This window comes from Nocardia amikacinitolerans (assembly GCF_900215415.1).
GTDB lineage: Bacteria > Actinomycetota > Actinomycetes > Mycobacteriales > Mycobacteriaceae > Nocardia > Nocardia amikacinitolerans.
This window is the reverse complement of sequence record NZ_OBEG01000002.1, coordinates 245,164-271,560: the sequence shown is the minus strand read 5'-3', so window position 1 is coordinate 271,560 and position 26,397 is coordinate 245,164. Positions and strand designations below refer to the sequence as shown.

Below are 26,397 nucleotides of genomic sequence, written 5' to 3'. Positions count from 1 at the left end.
TCGGCTCCAGCGGGATTCACCCGCGGTTCGCCGAAGGGACCGGCGCGACGGGTCGCCGAGTCGCAGGTCCGCGGCCGCTGCGGGCATCGCGCGCGACGCGAGGCGAGTACGGTGAGAAGCGACGCCACGCGACCGCTGCGGCGATGCCGTGCGACGTGATACGACGCTGGTCACCCGCGCTCAGCATGGTCGCGGCATTACCATGAGGGGTGCTGCGGCTTCCGCCGTGCCCGGCGGAGGTTGTGGGGGCCGAAACATTTGACACACCGACCAGAGGACTGACGAGACCCGTGCCTGCGCTGACACTGACGAGGTTGCTACGGATTGGTGAGGGTCGCACCGTCAAGCGGCTCGCTCATCTCGCCGACGAGGTCCTCGCGCTCGACGCGGAGTACGAGCAGCTCAGCGACGCCGAGCTGCGCGCGAAGACCGACGAGTTCAAGGAGCGTTACGCCGACGGCGAGAGCCTCGACGACCTGCTGCTCGAGGCGTTCGCGGTGGCGCGCGAGGCGTCCTGGCGGGTGCTCAACCAGAAGCACTACAAGGTCCAGGTGATGGGTGGCGCCGCGCTGCACCTCGGCAACATCGCCGAGATGAAGACCGGTGAGGGCAAGACCCTGACCTGTGTGCTCCCCGCGTACCTGAACGCGCTGTCCGGCGAGGGCGTGCACGTCGTCACGGTCAACGACTACCTGGCCAAGCGCGACGCGGAGTGGATGGGCCGCGTGCACCGCTTCCTCGGTCTCGAGGTCGGCGTCATCCTCGGCGGCATGAGCCCGGCCCAGCGCCGCGCCGCCTACCACGCCGACATCACCTACGGCACCAACAACGAGTTCGGCTTCGACTACCTGCGCGACAACATGACGCACTCGCTGGACGACCTGGTCCAGCGCGGGCACAACTTCGCCGTGGTCGACGAGGTCGACTCCATCCTCATCGACGAGGCCCGCACGCCGCTGATCATCTCGGGTCCGGCCGACGCCTCCTCGAAGTGGTACGCCGAGTTCGCGCGCATCGCGCCGCTGCTGAAGAAGGACCTGCACTACGAGGTCGACATCAAGAAGCGCACCATCGGCGTGCACGAGGCGGGCGTGGAGTTCGTCGAGGACCAGCTCGGCATCGACAACCTGTACGAGGCCGCCAACTCGCCGCTGGTCAGCTACCTGAACAACGCCATCAAGGCCAAGGAGCTCTACCAGCGCGACAAGGACTACATCGTCCGCGACGGCGAGGTCATCATCGTCGACGAGTTCACCGGACGCATCCTGGTCGGCCGCCGCTACAACGAGGGCATGCACCAGGCGATCGAGGCCAAGGAAGGCGTCGAGATCCAGCCGGAGAACCAGACGCTGGCCACCATCACGCTGCAGAACTACTTCCGCCTCTACGACAAGCTCTCCGGCATGACCGGTACCGCCGAGACCGAGGCGGCCGAGCTGCACCAGATCTACGGCCTCGGCGTCGTGCCGATCCCGACGAACAAGCCCATGGTGCGCGCCGACCAGTCGGACCTGATCTACAAGACCGAAGAGGCCAAGTTCGCCGCCGTGGTCGACGACGTCACCGAGCGGCACGAGAAGGGCCAGCCGGTGCTGATCGGCACCACAAGCGTCGAGCGCTCGGAGTACCTGTCCAAGCAGTTCACCAGGCGCGGCATCCCGCACAACGTGCTGAACGCGAAGTTCCACGAGAAGGAAGCCGAGATCATCGCCGAGGCCGGTCGGCCTGGCGCGGTCACGGTCGCCACCAACATGGCGGGTCGCGGTACCGACATCGTGCTCGGCGGCAACCCGGACATCATCGCCGACATCCTGCTGCGCAAGCAGGGCCTCGACCCGGTCGAGACGCAGGAGGAGTACGAGGCCGCCTGGCATCCGACCCTCGAGCAGGTCAAGCAGCAGACCGAGGAGGACGCCGAGGCGGTCCGCGACGCCGGTGGTCTGTACGTGCTCGGCACCGAGCGCCACGAGTCCCGGCGCATCGACAACCAGCTGCGCGGTCGCTCCGGCCGTCAGGGCGATCCCGGCGAGTCCCGCTTCTACCTGTCGCTGGGCGACGAGCTGATGCGGCGCTTCAACGGCGCGGCGCTCGAGGCGATCATGACCCGGCTCAACCTGCCCGACGACGTGCCGATCGAGGCCAAGATGGTCTCCAAGGCCATCAAGAGCGCGCAGACCCAGGTAGAGCAGCAGAACTTCGAGATCCGCAAGAACGTCCTCAAGTACGACGAGGTGATGAACCAGCAGCGCACCGTCATCTACGGCGAGCGCAACCGGATCCTGCGCGGTGAGGACATGGAGGGCCAGGTCCAGAACATGATCACCGACGTGATCACCGCGTATGTCGACGGCGCCACCGCCGAGGGCTACGTCGAGGACTGGGATCTGGAGAAGCTGTGGACCGCGCTGAAGACCCTCTACCCGGTCGGCGTGGACTACAAGGAGCTGACCGGTGAGACCGGCATCGGCGAGGCGGGCGACCTGACCCGCGACGAACTGCTCGACGCCCTCCTCGACGACGCGCACGACGCCTACGAGAAGCGCGAGCAGGAGATCGACGGCCTGGCAGGCGAGGGCTCGATGCGCAATCTCGAACGGCAGGTGCTGCTTTCGGTGCTGGACCGCAAGTGGCGCGAGCACCTCTACGAGATGGACTACCTCAAGGAGGGCATCGGCCTGCGCGCCATGGCGCAGCGGGATCCGCTGGTCGAATACCAGCGCGAAGGCTTCGACATGTTCGCCGCGATGCTCGAGGGCCTGAAGGAGGAGTCGGTCGGCTTCCTGTTCAACCTCCAGGTCGAGGTGCAGCAGCCGCAGCCCGCGGGCGTCGCCGTCGACCCTGGCCTGCGTTCCCCGGTCGGCGCCATGTCCGGTGCTCCGGCCCCGCTGCCCACCCAGCAAGCCGCCCCCGCCGCCAACGGCGCCCCGGCCGCCTTGCGCGCCAAGGGCATCGATGAGCGCACCACCCGCGGCTTCAGCTACTCGGGCCCCGGCGAACGCGGCGGCGCCGAAGTCCACAGCGACGCCGAGGAATACGGCTCTGAGTCCGGCGCCCACGCCACCCGCCGGGAGCGTCGCGAAGCGGCGCGCGCCGAGAGCAAGGGCAAGCGCGGACCGAAGTCGCGCCGCAGGCACTGACAGCTCGAACAACGAAGGCGCCCAGGGTTTCCTGGGTGCCTTCGTTGTTTTCGGAGTCGGTTGAGAGCTACCCGGTCGCTGCCGGAGAGGGCGGAGTCGTGGAATTCGATGGCGTGTTGGGGGTGCCTTCGTGGCGCCTGAAGCGATGCCCTTCGCCGCTGTTCGCCGAGGTTCGCGAGTAGGGTGTGCTGGTCGAAGCCGCGAGCGAGGCGACTCCTGCGGCCAGGAGGGGAAGGACTGACTGGTAGTGCGGTACTTCAACACCACGGGTCCCTGCGACTCGGAATGGCATTACATGCTTCCCGCCGCCGAGCGGCTGCCCGATGCGCGCCGAATCATCAGCCGTGGACAGTACTTCGTCCTGCACGCGCCGCGACAATCGGGGAAGACGACCAGTCTCGCGGAATTGGCGCGGGAGCTGACCGAGGAAGGGAAGTACCTGGCGCTGCACTTCTCGTGCGAGTACGCCGAACCGGTCGGCGACGACTTCGGCCAGGTCGAATTGCTGCTACTGGATGTGATCAGGGCGGCTGCGAGTGGGTTGGCTCCCGAGTTGTTACCCCCGGATCCGTGGCCCGAAGCGGAGCCGGGCCGTCGGATCGACGCCGCGTTGACCGCGTGGGTTGCCCGTTGTTCTCGACCGCTGGTGTTGTTCTTCGATGAGATCGATGCCGTCCGGGGTGAGAGTCTGCGCAGCGTGCTGCGGCAACTGCGGGGCGGCTACAGCACCCATCGGAAAGGATTTGTGCACGCGGTCGTGCTGTGCGGGCTGCGCGACGTTCGTGACTACAAGGCCGCGTCCGGCGGCGACCCGTCGCGACTCGGATCATCCAGCCCGTTCAACATCAAGGTCGAGTCGATGCGGATCGGTGACTTCACGCACGCTGAGGTAGCCGCGCTGTATGCGCAGCACACCAAGGAAACCGGCCAAGAATTCACTTCCCGCGCGGTGGATCTCGCCTACTACTACACCCAGGGCCAACCCTGGCTCGTCAACGCCCTCGCCGCCGAAGTGATCGACAAGATGCGGGTGCACACCACGATCACCGACGATCACATCGACGAGGCCAAAGAACGGTTGATCGTCGCGCGTGCCACCCACTTGGACTCGCTGGTCTCGAAGCTGAGTGAGGACCGCGTGCGCATAGTCATCGAACCGCTCATCGCGGGCACGCTGCTGGAAGCGGATCTCACCTTCAACGACGCCGTCTCCTACGTCAGGGACCTCGGCCTCATCGCGGGCGATCGGCCGGTTCGCGTCGCGAACCCGATTTACAAGGAGGTCATCCTCCGAGTGCTGGGTTCGGCGATCGAGAACAACGTTCTCCTGGAACCGAGCAGCTTCCGGCTCCCGGACGGTCGCCTCGACTTCCCACGCCTGCTCACCGAGTTCGCCACGTTCTGGAAGTTGAACGGCGAGGTCCTCGTCGCCCAACAGGGCTACCACGAGGCGGCCGCACAGCTGGTGCTGATGGCGTTCCTGCATCGAATCGTCAACGGCGGCGGCTATATCGACCGCGAATACGGCGTGGGTCGCGGTCGCATCGATCTGCTTCTCCGTCAGCCGTACACGGACGCCGACGGCCGCCGGGCGTGGCAGCTCGAGGCGATGGAGTTGAAGGTGTGGCGGGACAAGGAACCCGACCCGCTCACCACCGGCCCCGCCCAACTCGACGGATATCTGGATCGTTTCGTGCTGTCCACCGGCGTGCTGGTCATTTTCGATCGGCGGTCCCAAGCCGACCCGATCGATCAGCGCACGGTCTTCTCCGAGGCGACAACCCCCGCCGGTCGAACGGTCACTGTTCTGCGCGCTTGAGCTTCAGGCCTGTCTCGAAGAGCTGTGCGCAACGGTTGAAACGAGCCTAGAGCCGGACGATCGCGGCCCCGCAGCCGATGTCGGCCACGTAACCCGAAGGCGCCCAGGGTTTCCTGGGCGCCTTCGTTGTTTCGGGGTCACCCGAGGGCGACGCGGGCGCCGCCGGAGAAGGCGGAGTCGTGGAATTCGATGGCGGTGGGGGTGGTGCCCTTGGGGACGTCGAAGGCGAGGACGACGGAAATTCGGTTGCCGGGGTTGATTTCGGTGACCAGGTTCTTGTTGAGGTTCACTTCGGCGGCGGTGTCGTTGCTGTAGAGGCGACCTTGGGCGTCGACGAGTTTCTGGTTGTCGCCGAAGTAGGTCTGCGGTTGGTCGCCGGTGTTGCTGACGTCGACGTGCACCAGGATGAATTCGCCCTGGGCGTCCTTCTTGAGGAATTCGTTGTCGCCGACGGAGGCGACCGGGCGTTCGACGCGGGTGACGACGAAACCGAATTTGCCGTCGCGTACCTCGGAACCCGCGGGGGCCGTGGAGGTCCGCTTCTCCGTGCTCTCGGCGACTTCGTCGGCCGCGCTGCTCAACAGCGCGACGCACCCGCCGAACAGCAGCAGTACGAACGCGAAGAACCCGCCGAGCACCCACGGCCACACCGCCCGCTTCTTCTTCGGCGGCGGCGGGTAGTGCGGACTCTGGCCGGCCCACGGTTGTTGGGGCGTCTGGGGATTGGTCATGCCGGTATTCCTTTCTCGACTGCGGGGCGAGCGCGGTGCTGGGGCTGCCGCACGCGACAGCACGGAAATGCGCGGCGGTTCGATGGCGTGCCGTCGGGAGCGACGGTTCGCGCCGGGCGGTTCGAGGTTTAGCCGAAGTCCCCCGGTGGAAGTCTGGAGGTTAGCCGAAAGTGCTGGACCGAGGGCTTTTTCGGGCAGGTGTTAGGGGGACCGTTCGGTGACTGTCCTGATCATGGTCTGGACACGCCGTTGGCGGCGGGACGCCGTTTCGGTACAGCTCGGGAAACCGGGTGGCTGCCACGGAATCGCTCGAGGGCACTCGCATGCGAGTTCACGGGAGATGGCCGATCGGAGGAGTACCGTCCGGGCTATGGATCGCGATGCTGTTCGCGCGTGGGTGGCGGCCTACGAACGGGCTTGGCGCACACCAGGCACCGACGTACTCGCCGAACTGTTCGCCGCCGACGCCGATTACGTGGTGTCACCCTGGGCGAGCCCGATCATCGGTCTGCCCGCGCTAGCCGAGTTCTGGGAACGGGGCAGGGACGGAGCCGACGAGCCCTTCACCATGACCTCCGACCTCGTCGCGGTCGACGGCGACACCGCGGTGGTCAGGGTGGCGGTCGAATACGAGCGCGACGACCCCTCCCGCTGGCGCGACCTGTGGATCATCCGCTTCGACGATTCCGGCCGCTGTATCCACTTCGAGGAGTGGCCGTTCGCGCCGGGACAACCCGACGGTCACTGACCACACCCGCGCCAACGGGCCACTTCAGTGCCGAACGAGTTTCACGGCGAACGCGCGATTCACGCGCTGTACTGGAGTATTTCGCCTGCGAGGGCGGCGGCGGTGTCGTGCGCCTGCGGCAGGCGGTCGGCCCACGTGTCGGCGGCGTCGCCCAAGTAGACGGCGCGGGCGTGGGCGAGCGCCGGGCGGTGTTCGTCGGGGAGGCGGTCGATGGCCCAGCTCGCGGCCTCGGATTTGGCGCGAATCTCGCCGGTTTCCAACGTCATCCAGACCCGCGCCAGCCGGAGCAGGACGTTGCGCGTGTCGCTGTCGAGTTCGGTGAGCAGATCGGGAATGCCGTCGAGCAGCGCGCCGCGCAGATGCTTCGCCGGGACGGGGTCGAGGAGTTCGGCGGGCGGCGGCCCGAGCAGCGGGGAGTCGGCCTGGAGGGTCATCGTGATCAAGACGGCGAGGTCGGCGTCCGGAGCGGCGACGGGCAGCGCGCCGCGCTCGTACTCGTCGCGCAGCCATTCGCCGTACTGGAAATCGAGGGTCGGCGGATACTGCCACGGCCGCACGTCGGTGTGCGCGATGGTGCTGAGTTCGACGGGCCGCGGCGCCCCGGATACGCGCGGATCGCCCGAAACGGCGAGCAATCCGTCGACCAACGCCCGCCGCTGCTCGGTCTCCAAATGCCCGTCGGTGACCACGAGAACATCGATATCGCTGTGCGGCCGCAACCCGCCGAGCGCCGCCGAACCGTGGCGATAGGCGCCGAGCAACTGGGGCCCGAGCACGGCGCGGAGCAGATCGGCGACGGCGGCTTCCTGAGTCACCCGCTCCACTGTAGGCGCACCCGCGGCACGCGGTCGGCCGACGACGCGCGCGTCGCTGCCCGGAGCGCTCCTACCAGGGCTCGTTGGAATTCAAGGCGACGAGCAATCGGCGAATGGCCGCGACCCTGCGCTCTTTTTCCGGCAGCGCGTCCAGCGCGCATTCCGGATCGGCGGGCGGGCCGAGGTGGGTGCAGCCGCGCGGGCAGTCCTCGATCGCCTCGGCCAGGTCGCTGAAGGCCAGGATGACGTCGTCCGGCGTGATGTGCGCGAGGCCGAAGGACCGCACGCCCGGGGTGTCGATGACCCAGCCGCCGCCCGGCAGCGACAGCGCGATGGACTGGGTGGAGGTGTGCTTGCCCTTGCCGACGCCGGAGACCTCGCCGACCGCCCGATCCGCGTCCGGCACAAGGCGATTCACCAGGGTTGACTTGCCGACGCCGGAGTGGCCGATGAACGCGGTGAGGTGGTCGGTCAGCAGGTCGAGGGTCGGTTCGAGCGGATCGTCGATGCCGCCGTAGACGATGGTGAGATCGAGATCGTCAAAGGCCGAGGCGAATTCGGAGTCGGCAGCCAGATCGTGCTTGGTCAGGCACAGAACCGGTTGCAGCCCACCGACATACGCGGCGACCATGCACCGCTCGACGAACCCGGTGCGCGGCGGCGGATCGGCCAGCGCCACCACGATGAACAGTTTCTCGGCGTTGCCGACCACGATCCGCTCGAAGGGATCGGTGTCGTCGGCGGTGCGGCGCAACACCGTTCGGCGATCGCCGACGCGCACGATGCGGGCCAGGGTGTCGGGCTTGCCGGACAGATCGCCGACGACGTCCACCTGGTCGCCGACCACGATCGGCGTGCGGCCCAGTTCCCGCGCCCGCATCGCCACGATCCGCCGTTCGGGGTCGCCGCCGAGCACGCAGCCCCAGCGGCCGCGGTCGACGGAGACCACCATCGCGGCCTCGGCGTCGTTGTGCTGCGGACGAGTCTTGGTGCGCGGGCGCGAACTTCGGCCAGGACGAACCCGCACATCGGATTCGTCGTAGCCCGCGGCGGAGCGACGTGGCCGGCTCAGTGTGCGGCTCCGTCGTTCAACATGTGCTCCCACAGGGACACGAAGTTCGGCAGCGTCTTGGCTGTGGTGCCGATGTCCTCGATCTCCACGCCCGGCACCCGCAGGCCGAGGATCGCGCCCGCGGTGGCCATCCGGTGGTCGGCGTAGGAGTGCCATGCGCCGCCGTGCAGCGGTGTCGGCACGATCTCCAACCCGTCCTCGGTCTCGCTGACCTTGCCGCCGAGGCGGTTGATCTCGGTGGACAGCGCGGCGAGTCGGTCGGTCTCGTGCCCGCGCAGGTGCGCGATGCCGCGCAGCAGGGACGGGGAATCGGCCAGCGCGGCCAGCGCGGCGACGGTCGGCGTCAGCTCGCCGACGTCGTGCAGGTCGATGTCGATGCCCGCCAGTCGTTCCGGTCCGCGCACGGTGAGTATGCCGTCGAAGACGCGCGCCTCCGCGCCCATGCGCACCAGGATCTCGCGGATCACGTCGCCGGGCTGGGTGGTCAGGCGCGGCCAGTGCGGGATCTTCACCTCGCCGCCGGTGACCGCCGCGGCGGCCAGGAACGGCGTTGCGTTGGACAGATCCGGCTCGACGTCCCAGTCCACGGCGCGGATCGGGCCGGGCTCGACGACCCAGGTCTGCGCCTTGCGGCTGTCCTCGGGCGCCTGCACGCGCACGTCGGCGCGGCGCAGCATCTCCACGGTCATCTCGATGTGCGGCATGGACGGCAGGGCCTTGCCGTCGTGGTGCACGGTCAGTCCCTGGTCGAAGCGCGCGGCCGAGAGCAGCAGCCCGGAGACGAACTGCGAGGAACCGGAGGCGTCGATGGTGACAGGGCCGCCGCGCAGCGCGCCCTTGCCGTGCACAGTGAACGGCAGCGCGTCACCGTCGATGTCGGCGCCGAGCCCCCGCAACGCGTCCAGGATGGTGCGCAGCGGACGCACCCTGGCCTGCGCGTCGCCGTCGAAGGCCACGTCGCCGGTCGCCAGCGCCGCCACCGGCGGCAGGAACCGCATCACGGTGCCCGCCAGCCCGCAGTCGACCGTGCCGCCGCCGAGCTTCGCCGGGGTGACGTGCAACGTGTCCGCGTCACCGGAGATGCTCGTGCCGAGCGCCCGCAGGGCCGCGATCATCAGATCGGTGTCGCGGCTGCGCAGCGCCCCCGTGATCGTGGACGGCCCGTCGGCGAGCGCGGCGAGGATCAAGGCGCGATTGGTGATGGATTTGGATCCGGGCAGGGTGACGGTCGCGTGTACCGGGACATCGACGTGGGGCGCAGGCCAGAAAGTCACCAGTCCATCTTGGCCCATCGCGTCGCCGAACACACCGCCGGTCGCGAACTGCGGCCGAATTGGGTCGTACGGAACCGGCCCGCGTGGTACGCGCGAACCGCAAGGCTCGCGCGTACCGAGCACTTCCTACTTGTGCCGTCCGTGCAGGAACGGAACCAGCTTGCGCAGCAGCTTCATCGTGGAATCGGTGCGGGTGTAGCTGAGCAGCGCCATGCCGGGAACCGTGAAGCGCTGCACCGCGATCGAATGCGGCCGCACGAACTCGCGCAGGCCCGGCTCGCCGTGGATACGGCCGATGCCGGAGTCGCCGACCCCGCCGAACGGCAGGCCGGGGATGGCGGCGAAGGCCAGCACCGAGTTCACCGAGGTGGCGCCGACGCGCAACCGCCGCGCGATGTCCAGGCCGTTCTTCTTCGAGTACACCGCCGAGGACAGGCCGTACTTGGACTTGTTGGCCAGTTCCACGGCCTCGTCGACGCCGTCGACGGTGCGGATGGTGACGGTCGGGCCGAAGGTCTCCTCGGCCACAGCCTCGGAGTCCTCGTCCACGTCGACGAGCACGACGGGCTCGATGAACGGACCCTTGATCGACTCGGGCCCGCCGAGCACCGCGGTGCCGCCCTTCTTCAGCGCGTCCTCGATGTGCCTGCGCACGATGTCGATCTGGCTCGGCATGGTCATCGGGCCGTAGGCGGCCTTGGCGTCGGAGCCGGGCTTGATGTCGGACAGGATCCGCTTGACCTCGGCGACGAACTCCTCGCGCACCGAGCGGTCGACGTACACCCGCTCGACGCCCGCGCAGGTCTGACCGCTGTTGGCGGTGGCGCCCCACGCGACCGCGTCGGCCGCGGCCTTGACGTCGGCGTCGCCAGCAACGATCACCGCGTCCTTGCCGCCGCACTCCAGCAGGACCGGGGTGAGGTTCTCGGCGGCCGCGGCCATGATGCGCTTGCCGGTGGCGGTGGAGCCGGTGAAGGCGATCTTGTCGACGCCGGACTTCACCAGCGCCGCGCCGGTGGCGCCGTAGCCGTTGATGGTCTCGAAGACGCCCTCGGGCAGTTCGGGGTTGGCCTTCTTGAACGCGTCGGCGAGGAAATTGCCGATGCCCGTGGAGAATTCGCTCGGCTTGAACACCACGGTGTTGCCCGCGGCGAGTGCGTAGGCGATGGAGCCGTTCGGCGTGTAGACCGGGTAGTTCCACGGGCCGATGACGCCGATGACGCCCAGCGGACGGTGCTCGAGGCGGGCCGCGAAGTTCGACATCAGCGCGCCCGGCGACACCTTCTTCGGCGAGAGCAGCTTCTTGGCGTTCTTGGCCGCCCATGCGATGTGCTCGAGCGCGAGCATGAGCTCGAGGAACGCGTCGTCGAGCGGCTTGCCGTTCTCCTTGTGGATGAGCTGGGTGAACTCCTCGGAGTCCGCGACCAGGCGGCTGGACCAGCGCAGCAGGTGCTTGCGGCGCTCGTCGAAGCTCAGGGCGCCCCAGGTGGCGGCGGCGGTGCGGGCCTTGGCGACGGCCGCGCGCACCGCGTCCTCGTCGGCGATGGGGTAGGTGGCGATGACCTCGCCCGTGGCCGGATCGACAGACTTCAGCAGCGTGTCTGGCGCGGCGGGGGTGGTCTCGGTGGTTGTCACGTGGTGCTCTCCTCTTGCCTCTACGGTGGCCGGTCGGTGCGCGTGCCGGAGCGGATGGGTGTGATGGCCGTCCCATCCGTTGAGAGAATGCTAGGTCAAAACTCTCACCAGGTCACCACTCAGTATCGATTGTCCCCGAGCTTGTCGGTGCGGGGTGGGAGTATCGGAGATATGTGCGGACGATACGCGACGACGACGAACCCGGGCAGGCTCGCGGTCGAGCTCGACGCCATCGACGAGACCGGCAGCGAAAACGATTCGCGCGCGGGCGGTTTCGAGAACTATAACGTGGCGCCGACGAATCGGGTGCTGACCGTGGTCGAGCGGCACGACCACGACAACCCCGACGACGATCCGAAGCTGCGCATCCGCCGGATGCGCTGGGGATTGATCCCGGTCTGGACGAAGGCGGCCGAGCCGGGCGTCCCGGCCAAGGGCAAACCGCTGTTCAACGCGCGCGCGGACAAGGCGGCGACCACACCCTCGTTCCGCGACGCCGTGAAGTACCGGCGCTGCCTGGTGCCGATGGACGGCTGGTACGAGTGGCTGACCGAACCCGATGCGGTCGGCGGCGGCAAGGGCAAGGCCGTCAAGCACCCGTATTTCATGGCCAACGCCGACGGCTCCCTGCTGTACATGGCGGGCTTGTGGTCGGTGTGGCGGGACCGTTCGGTGCGCGACAGCGAGCCGCTGCTGTCCTGCACCATCCTGACCACCGACGCGGTCGGCGATCTGACCCGCATCCACGACCGGATGCCGCTGCCGATGCCGCGCGAGCACTGGGATGCCTGGCTCGATCCGGATCACCCGGCTCCCGCGGAGCTGCTGGCGACCCCGAGCGAGGAAACGGTGGCGGGCATCGTCGCGCGGCCGGTGTCACCGTTGGTGAACAGCGTCAAGAACAACGGGCCCGAACTGCTCGCCGAGGTGTCCGGCGCGGACACGGAAAAGGCCGGGCAGATCAGCCTGTTGTGATCGCCCGGCCGCCGAATCCGTCGCTCACATATCGCACTTCACCGCGTCGGTGGCGACGTTGAGCGTGCACTTGACGACCCCGCCGAGGAACTCGATGGCCTCGCCCGCGTTGCCGGTGAGCATGTCGATGACCTTGGTGGCGACGTCGCCGCCGTTCTGCTCCGCCTTCTCCGCGTGCTCCGCCGGTTCGTCCTTCTCGTCGTCCTCGTCCTCGTCGGTCTGCTCCTCGCCACCGAAGTCGAAGGGATGGTCGACCTTGGTCACGGCCGGACCGCCAGGAGCGGCCGTCGCTTCCGGCGTCTCGAGCGCGGCGGCGCCCACTGTCAGCAGGGCGGCTCCGGCGAGAGCGACGGTGGCGGTGCGCAGACGGTGGTGCTGGGACATTTCGCATCACATCCTCGGGGTCGGACGAATCGGACCTTGTTCGGGTAACGCAGAAATCAGCGGCGCGCGAAACGGGTCGCGCAGAGACCAGTAACGCACAAGTCCGCGGTGATCCCGGTGGTTTCGTGCCGGTGTCGTCGGACTCGTCGCCGTGAACGGGCGCGCCGCCGCGAACTCGCCGAGCCGTCGGAGCCGTTGCCGTGGTCGCCCGGCGACGGTCCGGTGAGCGTTCGCGGATCCGCTTCCGCGCCCTCAGGCGGTGATCGACGCGGTAACCGCCCCGGCGACGCGCACCAGATCGGCCGGGGCCAGCTCGATCTCCAACCCGCGCTTGCCCGCGCTGCACAGCATCCGATCCCAGCCGAGCGCCGAGTCGTCGATCACGGTCGGCAACCGCTTGCGCTGCCCGAGCGGGGAGATGCCGCCGAGCACGTAGCCGGTGGTGCGTTCGGCCTTGGTCTTGTCGGCCATGGTCGCCTTCGGCGCGCCGAGCGCCGCGGCGGCGGCCTTGAGCGACAGGGTGTTCGGCACCGGAAGCACCGCGACGGCGAGCGCGCCCGTCGAGAGCTCGACTACCAGCGTCTTGAAGATCTGCGCCGCGCGCACCCCGAGTTCGGCGGCCAGCGCGTCGACGGCCTCGGCGCCGTAGGAGTCGGCGCGCGGATCGTGCGCGTAGGAGTGCACGCGGTGCGCGACACCGGCCTTGGTCAGGGTGCGGATCGCGGGAGTCGAGGCGCCTGCCATGGGCGACACGATATCGGCGCGACAGGGCCGCGCCGCAACCCGATTTCCGCACCGGACTCGTCGCAGGGGACCGCCGCGCCGCACGGTGCGGCCGCCCTGCCGCACCACATCGCCCACCCTGTGGGAACACAGCGTGCGGTGGGCATGTTGCATGCGATAACAGGCGCCGCGGCGCCGATCGAACAGCCCAGATGGACGACGTGAAGGAGATGTCGGTGTCCGTACTGCTCGACGAACGTCCGGTGTGGACCGTCGCGTCGCCGACGGAAGCCGGTTTCCCCTCGGAGCTGGACTTGCCGGTAGATTTGGCAGGTACAGCTATCGAAGGGACAGGTGTGACGAGCGACGAAGGCGTGGTGCGCGACGACGGCGAGGTCGGCACCGCGGTCGGTGAAGCCGAGCTGGCGCAGCGATTCGAGCGGGACGCGCTCCCGCTGCTCGACCAGCTCTACGGCGCGGCGCTGCGTATGACCAGGAACCCGGCCGATGCCGAGGACCTCGTGCAGGAGACCTACGTCAAGGCGTTCCAGGGGTTCAAGTCCTTCAAGGAGGGCACCAACCTGCGGGCCTGGCTGTACCGGATCCTGACGAACACCTACATCAACTCCTACCGCAAGAAGCAGCGCCAGCCCGCGCAGTACCCGACCGACGAGATCACCGACTGGCAGCTCGCCGCGACGGCGGAGCACACCTCGACCGGTCTGCGCTCGGCCGAGGTCGAGGCGCTCGACGCGCTGCCGGACGACGACATCAAAGCCGCGCTGCAGGAGTTGCCCGAGGAGTTCCGCATGGCGGTGTACTACGCGGACGTCGAAGGATTCCCGTACAAGGAGATCGCCGACATCATGGGCACTCCCATCGGTACGGTGATGTCCCGGCTGCACCGCGGCCGCAAGCAACTGAAGGGTTTGCTCGCCGACGTGGCGCGCGAACGGGGGTTCAACCGCAGCGAGCGCCAGGAGGTCAAGCAGTGAGTGTGGAGCGGGACCCCGACATGGAGCTCGACTGCACGGCGGTACTAGCCGACGTCTGGCTCATGCTGGACGGCGAATGCGACGACGCGACCCGCGCGCGTCTGCAGCATCACATGGATCACTGCTCGCCGTGTATCGAGGCGTACGGCATCGAGGAGAAGATCAAGAGTCTGCTCAGCCGCAAGTGCGGCGGCGACAAGGCGCCGGATTCGTTGCGCGACCGGCTGACCTTCGAGATCCACAAGTCGATGCGGGTGTACAAGGTCGAGGGCGAATAGTTTGCGCGGGCGGCGTTCTCACCGAACGCCGCCCGGAAACGACTGAGCGGCACGCTCTTCCATTCGGAGGAGCGTGCCGCTCAGTGTTTGATCAGCGAACCGGCTCAGGCGTTGGGCCGCTTGCCGTGATTCGCGGCGTTGCCCTTGCGGCTGCGCTTCTTACGTCCACGCTTACCCATCGGTAGTCTCCTGGCTCTTCCCCGTCACCACGGGGAACACTTCTGATCGAACACATCTGATTGAAGGCCATTGTTCCACATGTGGTTGGCTGTACCTTCAGCGGATACAGGCGCGGTGCGGCGTCGCCGCCGGGCGACCGGCGGAGCCGCCCGAACAACCGAGTGAATGGGGTGTCATGGCTGAGGAAGTGCGCGCGGAGATGGTGTCCACGGTGCTGACCGTCGAGGTGGCGGTCGGCGACCACGTCGACGTCGACCAGACGCTGATCCTGCTGGAGTCCATGAAAATGGAGATCCCGGTCATCACCGAGACCGGTGGCGAGGTGACCTCCATCGCGGTGGCGCCCGGCCAGGTGCTACAGCAGGGCGATCTCATCGCGGTCATTTCCTAGGGCGAAGCGGTAGACCAACGTGGCGACACTGAGCGAGCTTCTTGCCGAACACACCGACCTGCCCGGCGTCGCCGTCGACCATCTGCAACGGGTGGTCGGCGATTGGCAGTTGCTCGCCGATCTGTCCTTCGCCGACCTGCTGCTGTGGGTGGGCGCGGGACCGGTGGTCGAGGGCGCGGACATCGTGTGTGTCGCCCAGTGCCGCCCGACGACGGCCGCCACCGTGCACGTCGAGGACCTGGTCGGCACCACCGCCTTGCAGGCCGACCATCCCCAAGTCTTCGACGCGCTGATGACCGGCAAGATCGTGCGCGCCGACAGCGACGCGGAGGCGCAGGGCGTCTATCACCCGCACCCGGTGCACGCCATCCGCGAGGCCATCCCGGTGCGCTGCGGCGACGACGTGATCGCGGTGCTCTCCCGCGACACCGACATGCAGCGCTCCCGGGTCCGCAGCACCCTGGAGATCGCCTACGTGGCGTGCGCGGACGACCTGTGCCAGATGATCGCCGACGGCAGTTTCCCCACTCCCGAGGACCGAGCCGCCACGCACTCGAGCCCGCGCGCGGGCGACGGCTTCATCCGCCTCGACACCGACGGCATCGTGGTCTACGCCAGCCCGAACGCGCTGTCGGCCTATCACCGGATGGGCTTGCAGAGCGATCTGGCCGGACAGGACCTGGCCGTCACCACCCGCTCGCTGATCACCGACCCGTTCGACGCCCAGGAGGTCGTCGGCGACATCCAGGCCGCGCTGGCCGGGCGCACCGGACGGCGCATGGAGGTCGAGGCGCGTGGCGCCACCGTGCTGCTGCGGACTCTCGTGCTGCGCCCGCACGGCGAACTCGCGGGCGCCGCAGTGCTGGTCCGCGACGTCACCGAGGTGAAGCGGCGCGACCGCGCGCTGCTGTCCAAGGACGCGACGATCCGCGAGATCCACCACCGGGTGAAGAACAACCTGCAAACCGTCGCCGCGCTGCTGCGTTTGCAGGCCCGCCGCACCGAGAACGAGGAGGCGCAGGTCGCGCTCACCGAGTCGGTGCGCAGGGTGACCTCGATCGCCTCGGTGCACGAGATGCTGTCGATGTCGGTGGACGAAGAGGTCGATCTCGACGAGGTCGTCGACCGGCTGCTGCCGATCATGGCCGACGTCGCGACCGTGCACACCACCAGGATCAAGGTCCGCCGCGCGGGCTCGCTCGGCGTTTTCTCCGCCGAACGCGCCACCCCGCTGGTGATGGTGCTGACCGAGCTGGTGCAGAACGCCATCGAGCACGCCTTCGACTCCGGCCAGACCGGCACCGTGACGATTCGCTCGGAACGTTCCGCCCGCTGGCTCGACGTGATCATCAGCGACGACGGCCGCGGCCTCCCACCCGGCTTCAGCCTGGAAGCCTCCGACCGCCTCGGCCTCCAGATCGTGCGCACGCTGGTCACCGCGGAACTGGGCGGCTCCATCGGCCTGCATCCGGGTGCGGATGTGGGCACGGACGCGGTGTTGCGCGTGCCGCTGGGACGCCGTTCGGGCCGCTGACTCCCGACGCTCGACCCGCGGGCCCCTCGATTGGCCCGCGGAGACACCGCTCTACAAGCAGACGACCAACCGCTCGTCGCGATGGGCGCGTAGTCGCCCCGGTGAGACGTGGGTCGAGCCGGTTACGCCGACCGTGGCCCCGTCGAACGCGGCGGTTCCAGACGGCGGGCGCTCGGCGTCATGTGACGTATATCGCGCTTGTTCAGGGAAAGGAGCCTCCGAAGCACTGGCAGCAGCACAACAGCACCGCCGCCTGCCCAACGCAACCACCACAATCAACCTGCCCAACAACAGGTTTCGAGCGAAGCGAGACCTACCATCAGCGTTCGCGGCCGTTCGCGCCCCAGCGGTCGAAGCGCACGCGACGCAGTCGCAAGTCTCGACCGCTGGGGCGCGAGACATAAGGGGCCGCGAACCGCCGCGACGAAGTCGCGGCCAAAAATAATCGAGCCCGGCACCTTTGTCAGGTGCCGGGCTGAATGCTCTACCGGGCCGGGCTGAGAGGGTCCGGTAAAGGCGGTCGTCTTGTCAGACGACGGTGCGGGTGCGGGTGCGCGCGTTGCGACGCTTCAGCGCCCTGCGCTCGTCCTCACTCATACCACCCCACACGCCGGCGTCTTGTCCGGACTTCAGGGCCCAGGACAGGCAGTCGGCAGTAACGGGGCAGCGAGCGCAGACCAGCTTGGCATCGGCAATCTGCGCGAGCGCAGGACCACTGTTACCCACCGGGAAGAACAGTTCGGGGTCCTCGTCGCGACAGATGGCCTTGTGGCGCCAGTCCATTCCTCTGCTCCTTTGCTGGGCGCCGCAAAGGGCGCCTGTCGTTTGTGGATCGTTCACTTGTGCGACTCGAATGTTTCCGCACGGTTGCTTGTGAATGCTTTCACGAACACCGTAGATGTCAATAGGTATCCGGTGCACCGTGGGGAAGCTCACGCAATCGAGGTACCCCCGTGGGGGACCTGCCCGGTCCTTTGTACTCGCTCGAGGCGGTTTTCGCAGCGCAACCGCGAGTTTTTCGCGGCGTTTCGTCAGCGACGTGGTTGCGGCGCCACCACTTCCAGCACATCGGGGACCGCCGTGAAATCCACCACGTTGCGCTTTCCGATGAAGTCGCCATCGATTTGCAGGCCGATGGGTTCCTTCGTCTCGATATGCACCGACGGAACGTCGTCGTCACGAAATAGATTGCGGGACTTGGGATTTCCATTCGGAGCGAGGAGCTGCCTGGCGAGCACCAGTGTCGGTAGCACCGCCATGGAGCGCACCGCAAACACCCCGAGGCCCGTTTCGAAGCTCGTGCCGGGGTTGGTGTGCACCGGCGTGGTGTTCAAGTAGGTCCACGGACTGGCGTTCGTGACGAACGCGTAGTGCACCTCGTCGACCGCTTCCATGCCCGGAATTTCGATCCGAATCCGCGGTTCCCGACGCTTCGCGCGGAAGAATTGTCGCACAGTTGTTCGAACATAGCGACCGGGTGTGGCGGCGTGGCCCTTCGCGCGACTCGCGTCTATGGCCTCGCACACATCGGCGTCCAATCCGACGCCCGCGCTGAAGGTGAACCAGCGGTCGTCGGCGAGGCCGAGGCCGATCGTGCGGTCGTGTTCGAGGGTCAGCAGGTCGATGAGCTGGTTGGTCGCGGTCACCGGATCGGGGGAGATGCCGAGAGCCCTGGCGAACACGTTGGCCGAGCCGCCGGGGATCACGCCGAGCCGGGGAATCCAGGCCTGTCCGTCGTTCAGTTCGGGCAGCGGGAGGAAACCGTTGATTGTCTCGTTGACGGTCCCATCGCCGCCGTGCACGACGATCAGGTCCATCTCGTTGGTGGAGGCCCACTGGGCCAGTTCGGCCGCGTGGCCGCGATGCTGGGTGTGCGCAACGGTCAGCTGGGTGCGGCTCTCCAGGGCGTGGGCCAGTAGGTCTCGGGTCGCCGGTGTGGTCGAGGTGGCATTCGGGTTCACGATCAGCAACGTCCGCACGTTCGCAGCTTAGTGCGGCCGCGAAGGGCCCAAGGCCGTGCGGCCGTGACCGGGCGCACCCTACGCCGCGTCGTAGGCTTGGCGCGTGGCGGAAAGCGGCAAGGCAGAGGTTTCGGCGGACGCGGTTCCCGCGACGGTGCGCGGCGCGGGCGGGCTCGTCGCGCTCGAGGGCGCGGTCGCGGTGACGGTCGCGATCGTGCTCGTGGTGCGCGGGCTGCTCGGTCACGACCAATCGCAAGCCAGCGGCTACGGCACCGCGGCGTGGTTCGGCATTCTCGGCGGCGCCGTGCTGGCCGCGGGCGTCGGACTGCTGCTCGGCCAGCGCTGGGGCCGCGCCATCGCGGTCATCGCCCAGGTGCTGCTGCTGCCCGTGGTGTGGTCGCTGCTCACCGATTCGCACCAGCCGGTCTACGGCGGACTGCTCGGCGTGGTCGTAATCGCCGCGCTGATCCTGCTCTTCGTGCCGTCCTCGACCCGCTGGATGGCCAGGGAGTACGGGGCGGAATAACTTCGGGGCCGACCTATCGCGCGGATGCGATCGTCGCGCGCAGGGCCTGTCGGCAGAGGGCGTCGGCTCGGCGGGTCGTCTCGGGCTGACGGTAGTGCGGCGTGAGGGCGAGTACCTGCGCGCACGCCGTGTCCAGGTCGATCAGGTGACCCACCGACACGAACACCGGCTTGACGCCCGCCCTGGTGCGCAGCGCCCTGCCGACCACTTCGCCGTCGATGATCAGATCCGACGCGTCACCACGTGCGGGCCCCGGTTCGCTGTATTCGCCCCACGCGTTCTTGGCGACTCCGATCGTCGGCACTCCGGCCAGCACGCCGACGTGACAGGCCAGTCCGAAGCGGCGTGGATGGGCCAGGCCCTGGCCGTCGCAGATCAGCAGATCCGGTGCGGCGCCGAGCCGTTCGAGCACGCCGAGGGTGGTGGGCAGCTCGCGGAAGGCGAGCAGGCCGGGCACGTACGGGAAGCTCACCGTGCCGTGCGCGACCGCGGAGTCGACCGTCGCGAGCGTCGACGCGTCGAGCACCACGACGGCGGCGGCGACCACACCGCTCGCGTCGTCGTAGGCCGAGTCGAGCCCGGCCACCGTCCGGAACCGCGGGGGACGGGGATTCGCCGCGACGACGCGCGGCCGCAGCTCGTCCTGAATCGCCGTCGCCGCCGCGGCGTCGGCGGGCCAGCGATCGGGCGTCTCGATCAGCAATCGATCCTCCGCGCGGTTCAGGACGCTTCGGCGGCCAGCTTCACCAGCTCGCCGCCCGACAGCCGGTACCCGACCCACTCGTCCTGCTCGACGGCGCCGATCGAGCGGTAGAAGTCGATGGACGGCGTGTTCCAGGTGAGCACGGACCAGGAGACGCGGCTGTAGCCCTTGTCCAGCGCCTCCCTGGCCAGTGCCGCGATGAGGGCCTTGCCGTAGCCCTTGCCGCGCGTCTCCGGCTTGACGTACAGGTCCTCCAGGTAGATGCCGTGCACCCCGTCCCATGTGGAGAAGTTCAGGAACCAGATCGCGCAGCCGACAACGCCGGTCTCGTCCTCGGCGACGTGCGCGAACAGCGCGGGCGACGGACCGAAGAGCGCGGCGCGCAGCTGCTCGAGCGTCAGCGTGCACTCGTGGCGCGCCTTCTCGTACTCCGCGAGGTCGTAGACGAGATCGACGAGCGCGGGGACGTCGGCGGGGGTGGCGCGGCGGATCGCGGCGGTCACTTGGCTCCCTCGTTGGTCGAAACGATGTTGTGCGCGTGGATGGTTCGCGCGTCGTGCTCGTAGCCGAGCAGACTCACCGCTGCGGTGGACATGGCGAAGCGGCGGCCCTCGACGACCTCGAACTCGGCCCACCGGGCGATCAGCACCCGGGAGAAGTGCCCGTGCCCGACCAGCACCACGTCCCGCTCCGGCAGGACGGGCTCGACGGCGGCGAGCAGCCGATCGGCCCGCGCACGCACCTGGGCGGCCGTCTCGCCGCCGGGCGCCGTGCCGGTCCAGATGGTCCACCCCGGCGTGGTCTCGCGGATCTCGGGGGTGGTCAGGCCCTCGTAGTCGCCGTAGTCCCATTCGGCGAGGTCGTCGTCGACGGTAGTCGCGGTGCAGCCCGCCAGCTCCGCCGTGCGCACCGCGCGCTGCCGCGGGCTGGTGAGGACGAGCGGATCGCGCAGCTTCAGCTCGGCGAGCAACCGCCCGGCGGCCTCCGCCTGCCGCTCGCCGCGCTCGGTGAGCGGCAGATCGGTGCGACTGGTGTGTCGCCGCTCGCGCGACCAGGACGTCTCGCCGTGCCGGAGCAGAACCAGCCGGGCGTCTTCGTGTGCGGACATGCCCTCCATCATGGTCAGAAACGCGCCGCGCCGCCCGGGGCGGGGTTGTGACGCAAGGCACCGACAGATTCGGGCGCCGAGACCGGCGGACGTCAGCCGAGCGCGTGCAGTTGTCCGTCGCGGAGTTCGAGCACGATGTTTCCGAGTACGGCCAGGGAGATCGGGCCGCCCGTGTAGCCGGGACGCGGGAACGGGATGCGGCCGACTTCGGCGCCGGAGGTGGGATCGAGGACGGCGAGGCCGTCGGCGACCGGCAGCAGCAGGCGTCCGGCCATCATCGCGGGCGAGCCGAGCGAATTGGGCGCGGCCCAGAGCGGATCGAATGTGCTTGCGTTCAAGGCGATCACGCTGTTGCCGGTGAACACCAGGAACGCCGAGCCGATCCGGGTGGTCGTCGCGTTGTCGCTAAGCGGAGCGGAAAGTTGATGCACCGCAACGGAATTGCCGGTGCTGTCGTACACGCCGAGGCGCGGTGGCGTGGATTCGCCTGCGCCGGAGACGGTTCCGCCGGGGAGGTAGAGCACGATCCGGCTGTCCGACACCGCGATCACCCGGGCGCCCGGCGCATCGGCGCCAGGACCGGAGAGCACGTGCGAGCCGTACTCCTCGGGCACTGTGTTGTCCTTCGGCGCCGGATTGAGCACCGTCAAACGGGCCGCCGGGTCGTCGGGGCAGCGTTCCAGCACGGCCAGCCGGGACGAGCTGGAACCGGCAGAGAGCAGCGTGCAGCCTTTGCGCGGTTGGGTTTTCACGTTCACCGGCGCGTCGACGTAGCCGTACTCCAGCGTGCGCACCAGATCCGAGCGCCACATCTCCAGTCGCCGCTCGCCGTACGCGAGCACGTAGGTGCCGTCGACCGAGAGCCGCACGCTCGGATCCATGTAGCTGCTGCGCGCGGTGCGGCGTTCCCCGCTGTCACCGGCCAGCAGGGTGGCTTGGCTGCACCCACGCTGGTCCCGGTACACCGCGATCACCATGCCGAACTGCGCTTCCACACCGCACAGCGGCATATCCCGCCGGTAGCGCCACAATTCGGCGCCGGTGGCGGGATCACGGCCGGTAACGGTGCCGCCCGAACCGGTGATCGCCACGCCGCCGGAGGCCAGCGCCCGCGCGCTGGCGTCGTCCGGCGCGTGCCACAACTCCCGCAGGTTCGCGGGGATCTTGTCGGCCGTCGGCGGGGTGGTCGCGGGCGTCGCCGCGGTCACCGATTCGGTGCCCGTAGCGTCGCCGCGCGCCCACACCACCAGCCCCGCGATCGCCACGAGCACGGCGATCGCGACTGCGGAGATGATGTCGGCGCGCGTCCGCCGCTCGGGTGCGAGCACGATTGCGAGACTAGCGGATCCGCCGAACTAAGCCGAAGCAGCCGTTCCCGCGGTCGCGGCCACGGCCTCGCTCGCCTCGGCCTCGTCGGCCTTGCGACGGCGGCGGCGAATCGGCTTCTCGGCGGCCTCCGCGTCGGCGGAAGCGTCGCCGTTCCCGTCGACCGGCGCGTCGGCCGTCTTACGGGTGCGGCGGCGCTTGACCGGTTCGGCCGCTGCCGCGCCGTTCTCGGCGGTGCCGTTGTCCGTCGACTCGGCCGTGACGGCCTTGCGGGTCCGTCGGCGAACGGGCTTCTTGGGCGCTTCCTCGGCGGTCTCGGTCGCGAGTGCCGCCGCGGTCTCAGCCTGCGCCGGTGCCGCGGTGTTGTCCGCGACTGCCGGGGTTTCGGCCTTGGCCGGTGCCGCGGTGTCGTTCGCGACTGCCGCTGCGGTTTCGGCTTCGACCGGTGCCGCGGTGTTGTTCGCGACTGCCGCTGCGGTCTCGGCTTCGACCGGTGCCGCGGTGTTGTTCGCGACGGCCACTGCGCTTTCGGCCTCGACCGGAGCCGCGGTGGCAGCCGTCGTGGCCTCAGCCCGAACCGCAGCCGTGGTCTCGGCCGTGACAGGAACCGCGGTCTCGGTCGCCGCGGTCGCGGGCACGTCGTTCTCGGTCGACTCGGCGGTCTCCGCGGCACCGTTCGCGTCCGCGGACTTCCGCCGACGACGCCTGCGCCGCGCCGGAGCCTCGGCGGTCTCCGCCTCGGCACTCTCGCCCGCGTTCTCGGTCGACTCGCCCTCGTCGGCGACGTCCGCCACGTTGTTGTCCGCGCCCTCGGCGCCGCCGGAGCGCCGCCGCCTGCGCCGACGGCGCGACCGGCCCTCGTCCGCGTTCGACTCCGAACCGTTCTGCCCCGCGCCGTTCGGCTCGGTGTCGTTCCCGTCGACCTCGACGGTCGACTCGGCGCCGACCTCGGCCCCGTCGACGGACTTGCCGCCGCGGGTGCGCCTGCGATTGCGCTTGCGCGGACTGCGCGCCTCGCGCTCGACCACCACGTCGTCCTCTTCGCGGGCGGGCCGCGCCTTGCGGACCGTGCCGGTGACGCCCTCGGGGATGCCGAGATCGGCGAACAGGTGCGGTGAGCGCGAGTAGGTCTCCACCGGTTCCGGGATGCCGAGGCCGAGCGCCGTGTCGATGGCGGCCCAGCGGTTGAGCTCGTCCCAGTCGATCAGCGTCACCGCGACGCCGGTGCGCCCGGCCCGGCCGGTGCGCCCGATCCGGTGCACGTAGGTCTTCTCGTCCTCGGGGCACTGGTAGTTGACGACGTGCGTGACGTCGTCGATATCGATGCCACGGGCGGCCACGTCGGTGGCGACCAGCACGTCGATGGTGCCCTTGCGGAACTTGGTCAGCGCCTTCTCGCGGGCGATCTGACCGAGGTCGCCGTGCACCGCGCCGACCGCGAAACCGCGCTCGGCCAGCTCGTCGGCGACCTTCTGCGCGGTGCGCTTGGTGCGGGTGAAGATCATGGTGGCGCCGCGGCTCTCGGCCTGCAGCACCCGCGCGACCAGCTCACTCTTGTCCAGCGCGTGCGCACGGTAGACGAACTGCGCCGTGCGGTCGTGCACCGCCGAGTCGTGCGGCTCCTCGGCCCTGATGTGGGTCGGGCGGGTGAGGAAGGTGCGGGCCAGCGTGATGATCGGGCCCGGCATGGTGGCCGAGAACAGCATGGTCTGGCGCTTCTCGGGCACCATGTTCAGGATGCGCTCGATGTCCGGGAGGAAGCCCAGGTCGAGCATCTCGTCGGCCTCGTCGAGGACGAGCACGCCGATCTTGCCCAGAATGAGATGGTTCTGCTTGGCCAAGTCCAGTAGTCGGCCTGGCGTCCCGACCACCACGTCGACGCCGTCGCGCAGCGCGGCGATCTGGGACTCGTAGGGACGACCGCCGTAGATCGCGGCGACCTGCAGCTTGCCCTTGTGGTTGCGCAGGTGCTTGCTCGCGTTCTCCAGGTCCTGGGTGACCTGGATGCACAGCTCGCGAGTCGGCACGATGACCAGCGCCCGCGGCGTGCCGTCCAGCGGCGTCGTTCCGGAATCGGCGGTGGCGACGCGGTGCAGCAGCGGCACGCCGAAACCGAAGGTCTTGCCCATGCCGGTGCGCGCCTGACCGATGAGATCCTCGCCGGCCAGCGCCAGCGGGAGCGTCAGTTCCTGAATGGCGAATGTTCGTTCGATGCCGATCTCGGCGAGCGCTCGGACGATTTCCTCGCGCACCCCCAATTCGGCGAATGTCGGGGCGGTATGCGTCGCGTCCAGTTCGGCCGTCAACAGCGTGTCCGCCACACCGGGTTCCTGCTCGACAGTGATCTTGCTCAGGTTCGTGCCTTCCTCGTTATCGCGTCACGCGCGCCCGAGGCGTGGGGCGGACCGGTCGGTCCACGACGACCACGTATCCGCCGATAACGCTCGCCGCAGCCGGATGTCGTTCGGGTGCCGTCCGATGACGGCAACTACCTGGGAACATCGGCGCAGCGCAGTCGGATGCGGATCTGGTGCGCGCACATTTTCCTGGACGACGGAAGCCCTGGCGCCACACCTGTGGCCGACGCATGGGTAACGAAAGTTTCCGTTGTCCGCAGTGATTGTAGCGTGATATTGTGCCCGGCTCGAATTGCCGCCGCCGTTATTCCATGGCAATGCTCCGGTTTCCGTCCCGATCGTCGCCGACCGACGGTGCGCGACTTGACAATTCATCGCCGAGCCGGAATCGGGCGGCGCCGGAAAGTGGGCCGTCCGGCGCTATTCGCGTGCGCCGCGCCCGGCGGGTCGCGACGGCGTGGCGGAGCGGTCTCGGCGTTGCCGTGGAACCTCGCAAACCGGACTTGCCTGTTACCGACGGTACTGGCATGTGAGACATTCTTGTGGTGAGCATCGCAGAGACCGTCACCACCGCCGCCCGCAACGCCTGGGCGCTGACCTTCGGCTCGGGTGTCGAGGCGCCGGACCCCGCGCCGTCGACGGTGCTGTGCGACGAGCCGCACCGACAGCTGCGCCGCTACGAGGGCGGCGCGAGCGACGGCGCGTCCGCGGTGCTCCTCGTCCCGCCGCTCGCGGCCCCGGCCAGCTGCTTCGACCTGCGCCCCGGTCAGAGCGTGGCGCGCTTCCTGCGCGACAGCGGCCGGGCCACCTACGTCGTCGACTATGGCGACATCACCTTCGCCGACCGCAAGATGGGCTTCGAGGACTGGCTCGACGACATCCTTCCTGAGGCGATCATGCGCACCTCCGCCGATGTCGGCGGCAAGCCGGTCGACCTGGTCGGCTGGTCGATCGGCGGAACGCTGGCGCTGCTCACCGCCGCCGCGCACGCGCAGCTGCCGATCCGCTCGATCACCGCCGTCGGCTCGCCGCTGGACTACGACAAGATGACTGGCATCCCGCAGCTGCGCGCGGTCGCCAAGCTCACCGGCGGCATCGCCACCTCGACCGCGGTCAGGGCCGCGGGCGGCATTCCGGCCGGGCTCACCCGCGCCGCCTACCGGGTCACCGCGTGGGACCGCGAGCTGACAAGGCCGTGGTTCGTGGCGAGCAACATCGCGCGCACCGAGACACTGGCCAAGATGGAGTCCATCGACCGGTTCATGGCGGCTATGCCGGGCTACCCCGGCCGCTTCTACGGCCAGTTGTGGGGCCGCCTGATCCTGAACAACGACATCGGCCGCGGCGTCGTTCGGCTCGGCGAGCGGCGCATCGCGCTGGCCGACGTGACCGCGCCCGTGCTGCTGGTCGGCGGGCCGAGCGACGTGATCACCCCGGCCGCCGCCGTCGAGGCGGGCACCCGCACGCTGACCGGCGCCGCGGAGGTCCGCTACGAGACCGCCCCCGGTAGCCACCTCGGCATCCTCACCGGTGATACCGCCCGCGACACCACGTGGGCCTACCTCGACAAGTTCCTCGCGGAACTGGGCTGATCGCCGCCGCCGGATCGAGCCGGGTGTGAGCCGGGGGTAGATCCGGCGGCCGCCCTGACAAGCGTCGCGAAACCGACCCGACGAATGTTCGGCTGGACGAACACTCGCGCCCCGACGCCGCTACGCTAGGGCA

At 68.9% G+C, this 26,397-nt stretch carries 24 protein-coding genes and 1 pseudogene; 10 read left to right on the top strand and 15 right to left on the bottom strand.

Annotated elements, in window-relative coordinates; genetic code table 11:
• Positions 1 to 290: 290 nt before the first annotated feature.
• Both secA and CRP45_RS09525 read left to right on the top strand, forming a co-directional pair.
• The gene (gene secA, locus CRP45_RS09530) at positions 291 to 3,137 is read left to right on the top strand and encodes a preprotein translocase subunit SecA (protein ID WP_097244805.1); all 2,847 of its coding nucleotides are present in this window, start codon (positions 291 to 293) and stop codon (positions 3,135 to 3,137) included.
• Positions 3,138 to 3,384: 247 nt separating this feature from the next.
• Positions 3,385 to 4,956 carry an ATP-binding protein gene (locus CRP45_RS09525; protein WP_218841125.1) on the top strand — a complete coding sequence of 524 codons (1,572 nt, stop codon included), beginning with the start codon at positions 3,385 to 3,387 and terminating at the stop codon, positions 4,954 to 4,956.
• A 137-nt stretch (positions 4,957 to 5,093) separates the two neighbouring features.
• Here CRP45_RS09525 and CRP45_RS09520 read toward each other — a convergent pair whose 3' ends face one another.
• Complete coding sequence (locus CRP45_RS09520) at positions 5,094 to 5,687, bottom strand: DUF4352 domain-containing protein (RefSeq protein WP_097244804.1); 594 nt, start codon at positions 5,685 to 5,687, stop codon at positions 5,094 to 5,096.
• Between the two features lie 370 nt (positions 5,688 to 6,057).
• On the opposite strand from CRP45_RS09520, the gene CRP45_RS09515 reads away from it, so the two are divergent.
• A complete protein-coding gene (locus CRP45_RS09515; RefSeq protein ID WP_097244803.1) occupies positions 6,058 to 6,435 on the top strand; it encodes a YybH family protein in 378 nt (125 codons plus the stop codon).
• A gap of 59 nt (positions 6,436 to 6,494) precedes the next feature.
• On the opposite strand, the gene CRP45_RS09510 is transcribed toward CRP45_RS09515, so the two are convergent.
• From CRP45_RS09510 to CRP45_RS09495, 4 genes are all read right to left on the bottom strand, one after another.
• Entirely contained in the window at positions 6,495 to 7,250 is a 756-nt protein-coding gene (locus CRP45_RS09510; RefSeq protein ID WP_097245413.1) for an aminoglycoside adenylyltransferase family protein, read from the bottom strand.
• A 70-nt stretch (positions 7,251 to 7,320) separates the two neighbouring features.
• A complete protein-coding gene (gene rsgA, locus CRP45_RS09505; RefSeq protein ID WP_245910120.1) occupies positions 7,321 to 8,322 on the bottom strand; it encodes a ribosome small subunit-dependent GTPase A in 1,002 nt (333 codons plus the stop codon).
• Positions 8,319 to 9,614 carry a 3-phosphoshikimate 1-carboxyvinyltransferase gene (gene aroA / locus CRP45_RS09500; RefSeq protein ID WP_097245412.1) on the bottom strand — a complete coding sequence of 432 codons (1,296 nt, stop codon included), beginning with the start codon at positions 9,612 to 9,614 and terminating at the stop codon, positions 8,319 to 8,321. Before aroA ends, rsgA begins: the two co-directional genes overlap by 4 nt.
• A gap of 108 nt (positions 9,615 to 9,722) precedes the next feature.
• Positions 9,723 to 11,231, bottom strand: a complete 1,509-nt coding sequence (locus CRP45_RS09495) for an aldehyde dehydrogenase family protein (protein ID WP_097244802.1) — start codon at positions 11,229 to 11,231, stop codon at positions 9,723 to 9,725.
• 171 nt (positions 11,232 to 11,402) lie between these two features.
• Between CRP45_RS09495 and CRP45_RS09490 the strand changes: the two genes are divergently transcribed.
• A complete protein-coding gene (locus CRP45_RS09490) occupies positions 11,403 to 12,206 on the top strand; it encodes an SOS response-associated peptidase (RefSeq protein WP_097244801.1) in 804 nt (267 codons plus the stop codon).
• 24 nt (positions 12,207 to 12,230) lie between these two features.
• On the opposite strand, the gene CRP45_RS09485 is transcribed toward CRP45_RS09490, so the two are convergent.
• A complete protein-coding gene (locus CRP45_RS09485) occupies positions 12,231 to 12,590 on the bottom strand; it encodes a hypothetical protein (protein WP_097244800.1) in 360 nt (119 codons plus the stop codon).
• 252 nt (positions 12,591 to 12,842) lie between these two features.
• Complete coding sequence (ybaK, locus tag CRP45_RS09480; RefSeq protein WP_097244799.1) at positions 12,843 to 13,334, bottom strand: Cys-tRNA(Pro) deacylase; 492 nt, start codon at positions 13,332 to 13,334, stop codon at positions 12,843 to 12,845.
• Between the two features lie 191 nt (positions 13,335 to 13,525).
• On the opposite strand from ybaK, the gene CRP45_RS09475 reads away from it, so the two are divergent.
• Both CRP45_RS09475 and rsrA read left to right on the top strand, forming a co-directional pair.
• Complete coding sequence (locus tag CRP45_RS09475) at positions 13,526 to 14,308, top strand: sigma-70 family RNA polymerase sigma factor (RefSeq protein WP_097244798.1); 783 nt, start codon at positions 13,526 to 13,528, stop codon at positions 14,306 to 14,308.
• 20 nt (positions 14,309 to 14,328) lie between these two features.
• Entirely contained in the window at positions 14,329 to 14,586 is a 258-nt protein-coding gene (gene rsrA / locus CRP45_RS09470; protein WP_067789544.1) for a mycothiol system anti-sigma-R factor, read from the top strand.
• A gap of 104 nt (positions 14,587 to 14,690) precedes the next feature.
• Here rsrA and CRP45_RS35275 read toward each other — a convergent pair whose 3' ends face one another.
• A complete protein-coding gene (locus tag CRP45_RS35275) occupies positions 14,691 to 14,765 on the bottom strand; it encodes a 50S ribosomal protein bL37 (protein ID WP_022597109.1) in 75 nt (24 codons plus the stop codon).
• Between the two features lie 176 nt (positions 14,766 to 14,941).
• Between CRP45_RS35275 and CRP45_RS09460 the strand changes: the two genes are divergently transcribed.
• Positions 14,942 to 15,157, top strand: coding sequence for a biotin/lipoyl-binding carrier protein (locus CRP45_RS09460; protein ID WP_067789356.1), 216 nt, complete (start codon positions 14,942 to 14,944; stop codon positions 15,155 to 15,157).
• Positions 15,158 to 15,176: 19 nt separating this feature from the next.
• A complete protein-coding gene (locus tag CRP45_RS09455; protein WP_097244797.1) occupies positions 15,177 to 16,691 on the top strand; it encodes a sensor histidine kinase in 1,515 nt (504 codons plus the stop codon).
• A gap of 528 nt (positions 16,692 to 17,219) precedes the next feature.
• Here CRP45_RS09455 and CRP45_RS09450 read toward each other — a convergent pair.
• Together CRP45_RS09450 and CRP45_RS09445 are read right to left on the bottom strand one after the other, a co-directional pair.
• Positions 17,220 to 17,474, bottom strand: coding sequence for a WhiB family transcriptional regulator (locus tag CRP45_RS09450; RefSeq protein WP_011211115.1), 255 nt, complete (start codon positions 17,472 to 17,474; stop codon positions 17,220 to 17,222).
• Positions 17,475 to 17,722: 248 nt separating this feature from the next.
• Positions 17,723 to 18,670, bottom strand: coding sequence for a diacylglycerol/lipid kinase family protein (locus tag CRP45_RS09445; protein WP_097244796.1), 948 nt, complete (start codon positions 18,668 to 18,670; stop codon positions 17,723 to 17,725).
• An 85-nt stretch (positions 18,671 to 18,755) separates the two neighbouring features.
• Between CRP45_RS09445 and CRP45_RS09440 the strand changes: the two genes are divergently transcribed.
• A complete protein-coding gene (locus CRP45_RS09440; protein ID WP_097244795.1) occupies positions 18,756 to 19,178 on the top strand; it encodes a hypothetical protein in 423 nt (140 codons plus the stop codon).
• A gap of 13 nt (positions 19,179 to 19,191) precedes the next feature.
• On the opposite strand, the gene CRP45_RS09435 is transcribed toward CRP45_RS09440, so the two are convergent.
• The 5 genes and pseudogenes from CRP45_RS09435 to CRP45_RS09415 all read right to left on the bottom strand — a co-directional run.
• Complete coding sequence (locus CRP45_RS09435; protein WP_097244794.1) at positions 19,192 to 19,881, bottom strand: endonuclease V; 690 nt, start codon at positions 19,879 to 19,881, stop codon at positions 19,192 to 19,194.
• A gap of 17 nt (positions 19,882 to 19,898) precedes the next feature.
• Positions 19,899 to 20,384 (bottom strand): GNAT family N-acetyltransferase, encoded by a 486-nt coding sequence (locus CRP45_RS09430; RefSeq protein ID WP_097244793.1) that lies wholly within the window; start codon positions 20,382 to 20,384, stop codon positions 19,899 to 19,901.
• A complete protein-coding gene (locus CRP45_RS09425) occupies positions 20,381 to 20,989 on the bottom strand; it encodes an acid phosphatase (protein WP_245910033.1) in 609 nt (202 codons plus the stop codon). Before CRP45_RS09425 ends, CRP45_RS09430 begins: the two co-directional genes overlap by 4 nt.
• Positions 20,990 to 21,081: 92 nt before the next feature.
• On the bottom strand, positions 21,082 to 22,317 hold the full coding sequence (locus tag CRP45_RS09420) for an Rv3212 family protein (protein WP_097244792.1): 1,236 nt from the start codon (positions 22,315 to 22,317) through the stop codon (positions 21,082 to 21,084).
• A gap of 959 nt (positions 22,318 to 23,276) precedes the next feature.
• Positions 23,277 to 24,689: pseudogene (locus tag CRP45_RS09415) on the bottom strand (DEAD/DEAH box helicase); the annotation flags it as partial.
• A 528-nt stretch (positions 24,690 to 25,217) separates the two neighbouring features.
• Here CRP45_RS09415 and CRP45_RS09410 point away from each other — a divergent pair.
• Positions 25,218 to 26,264: an alpha/beta fold hydrolase gene (locus CRP45_RS09410; RefSeq protein WP_097245411.1), complete on the top strand. Its 1,047-nt coding sequence runs from the start codon at positions 25,218 to 25,220 to the stop codon at positions 26,262 to 26,264.
• Positions 26,265 to 26,397 lie beyond the last annotated feature (133 nt).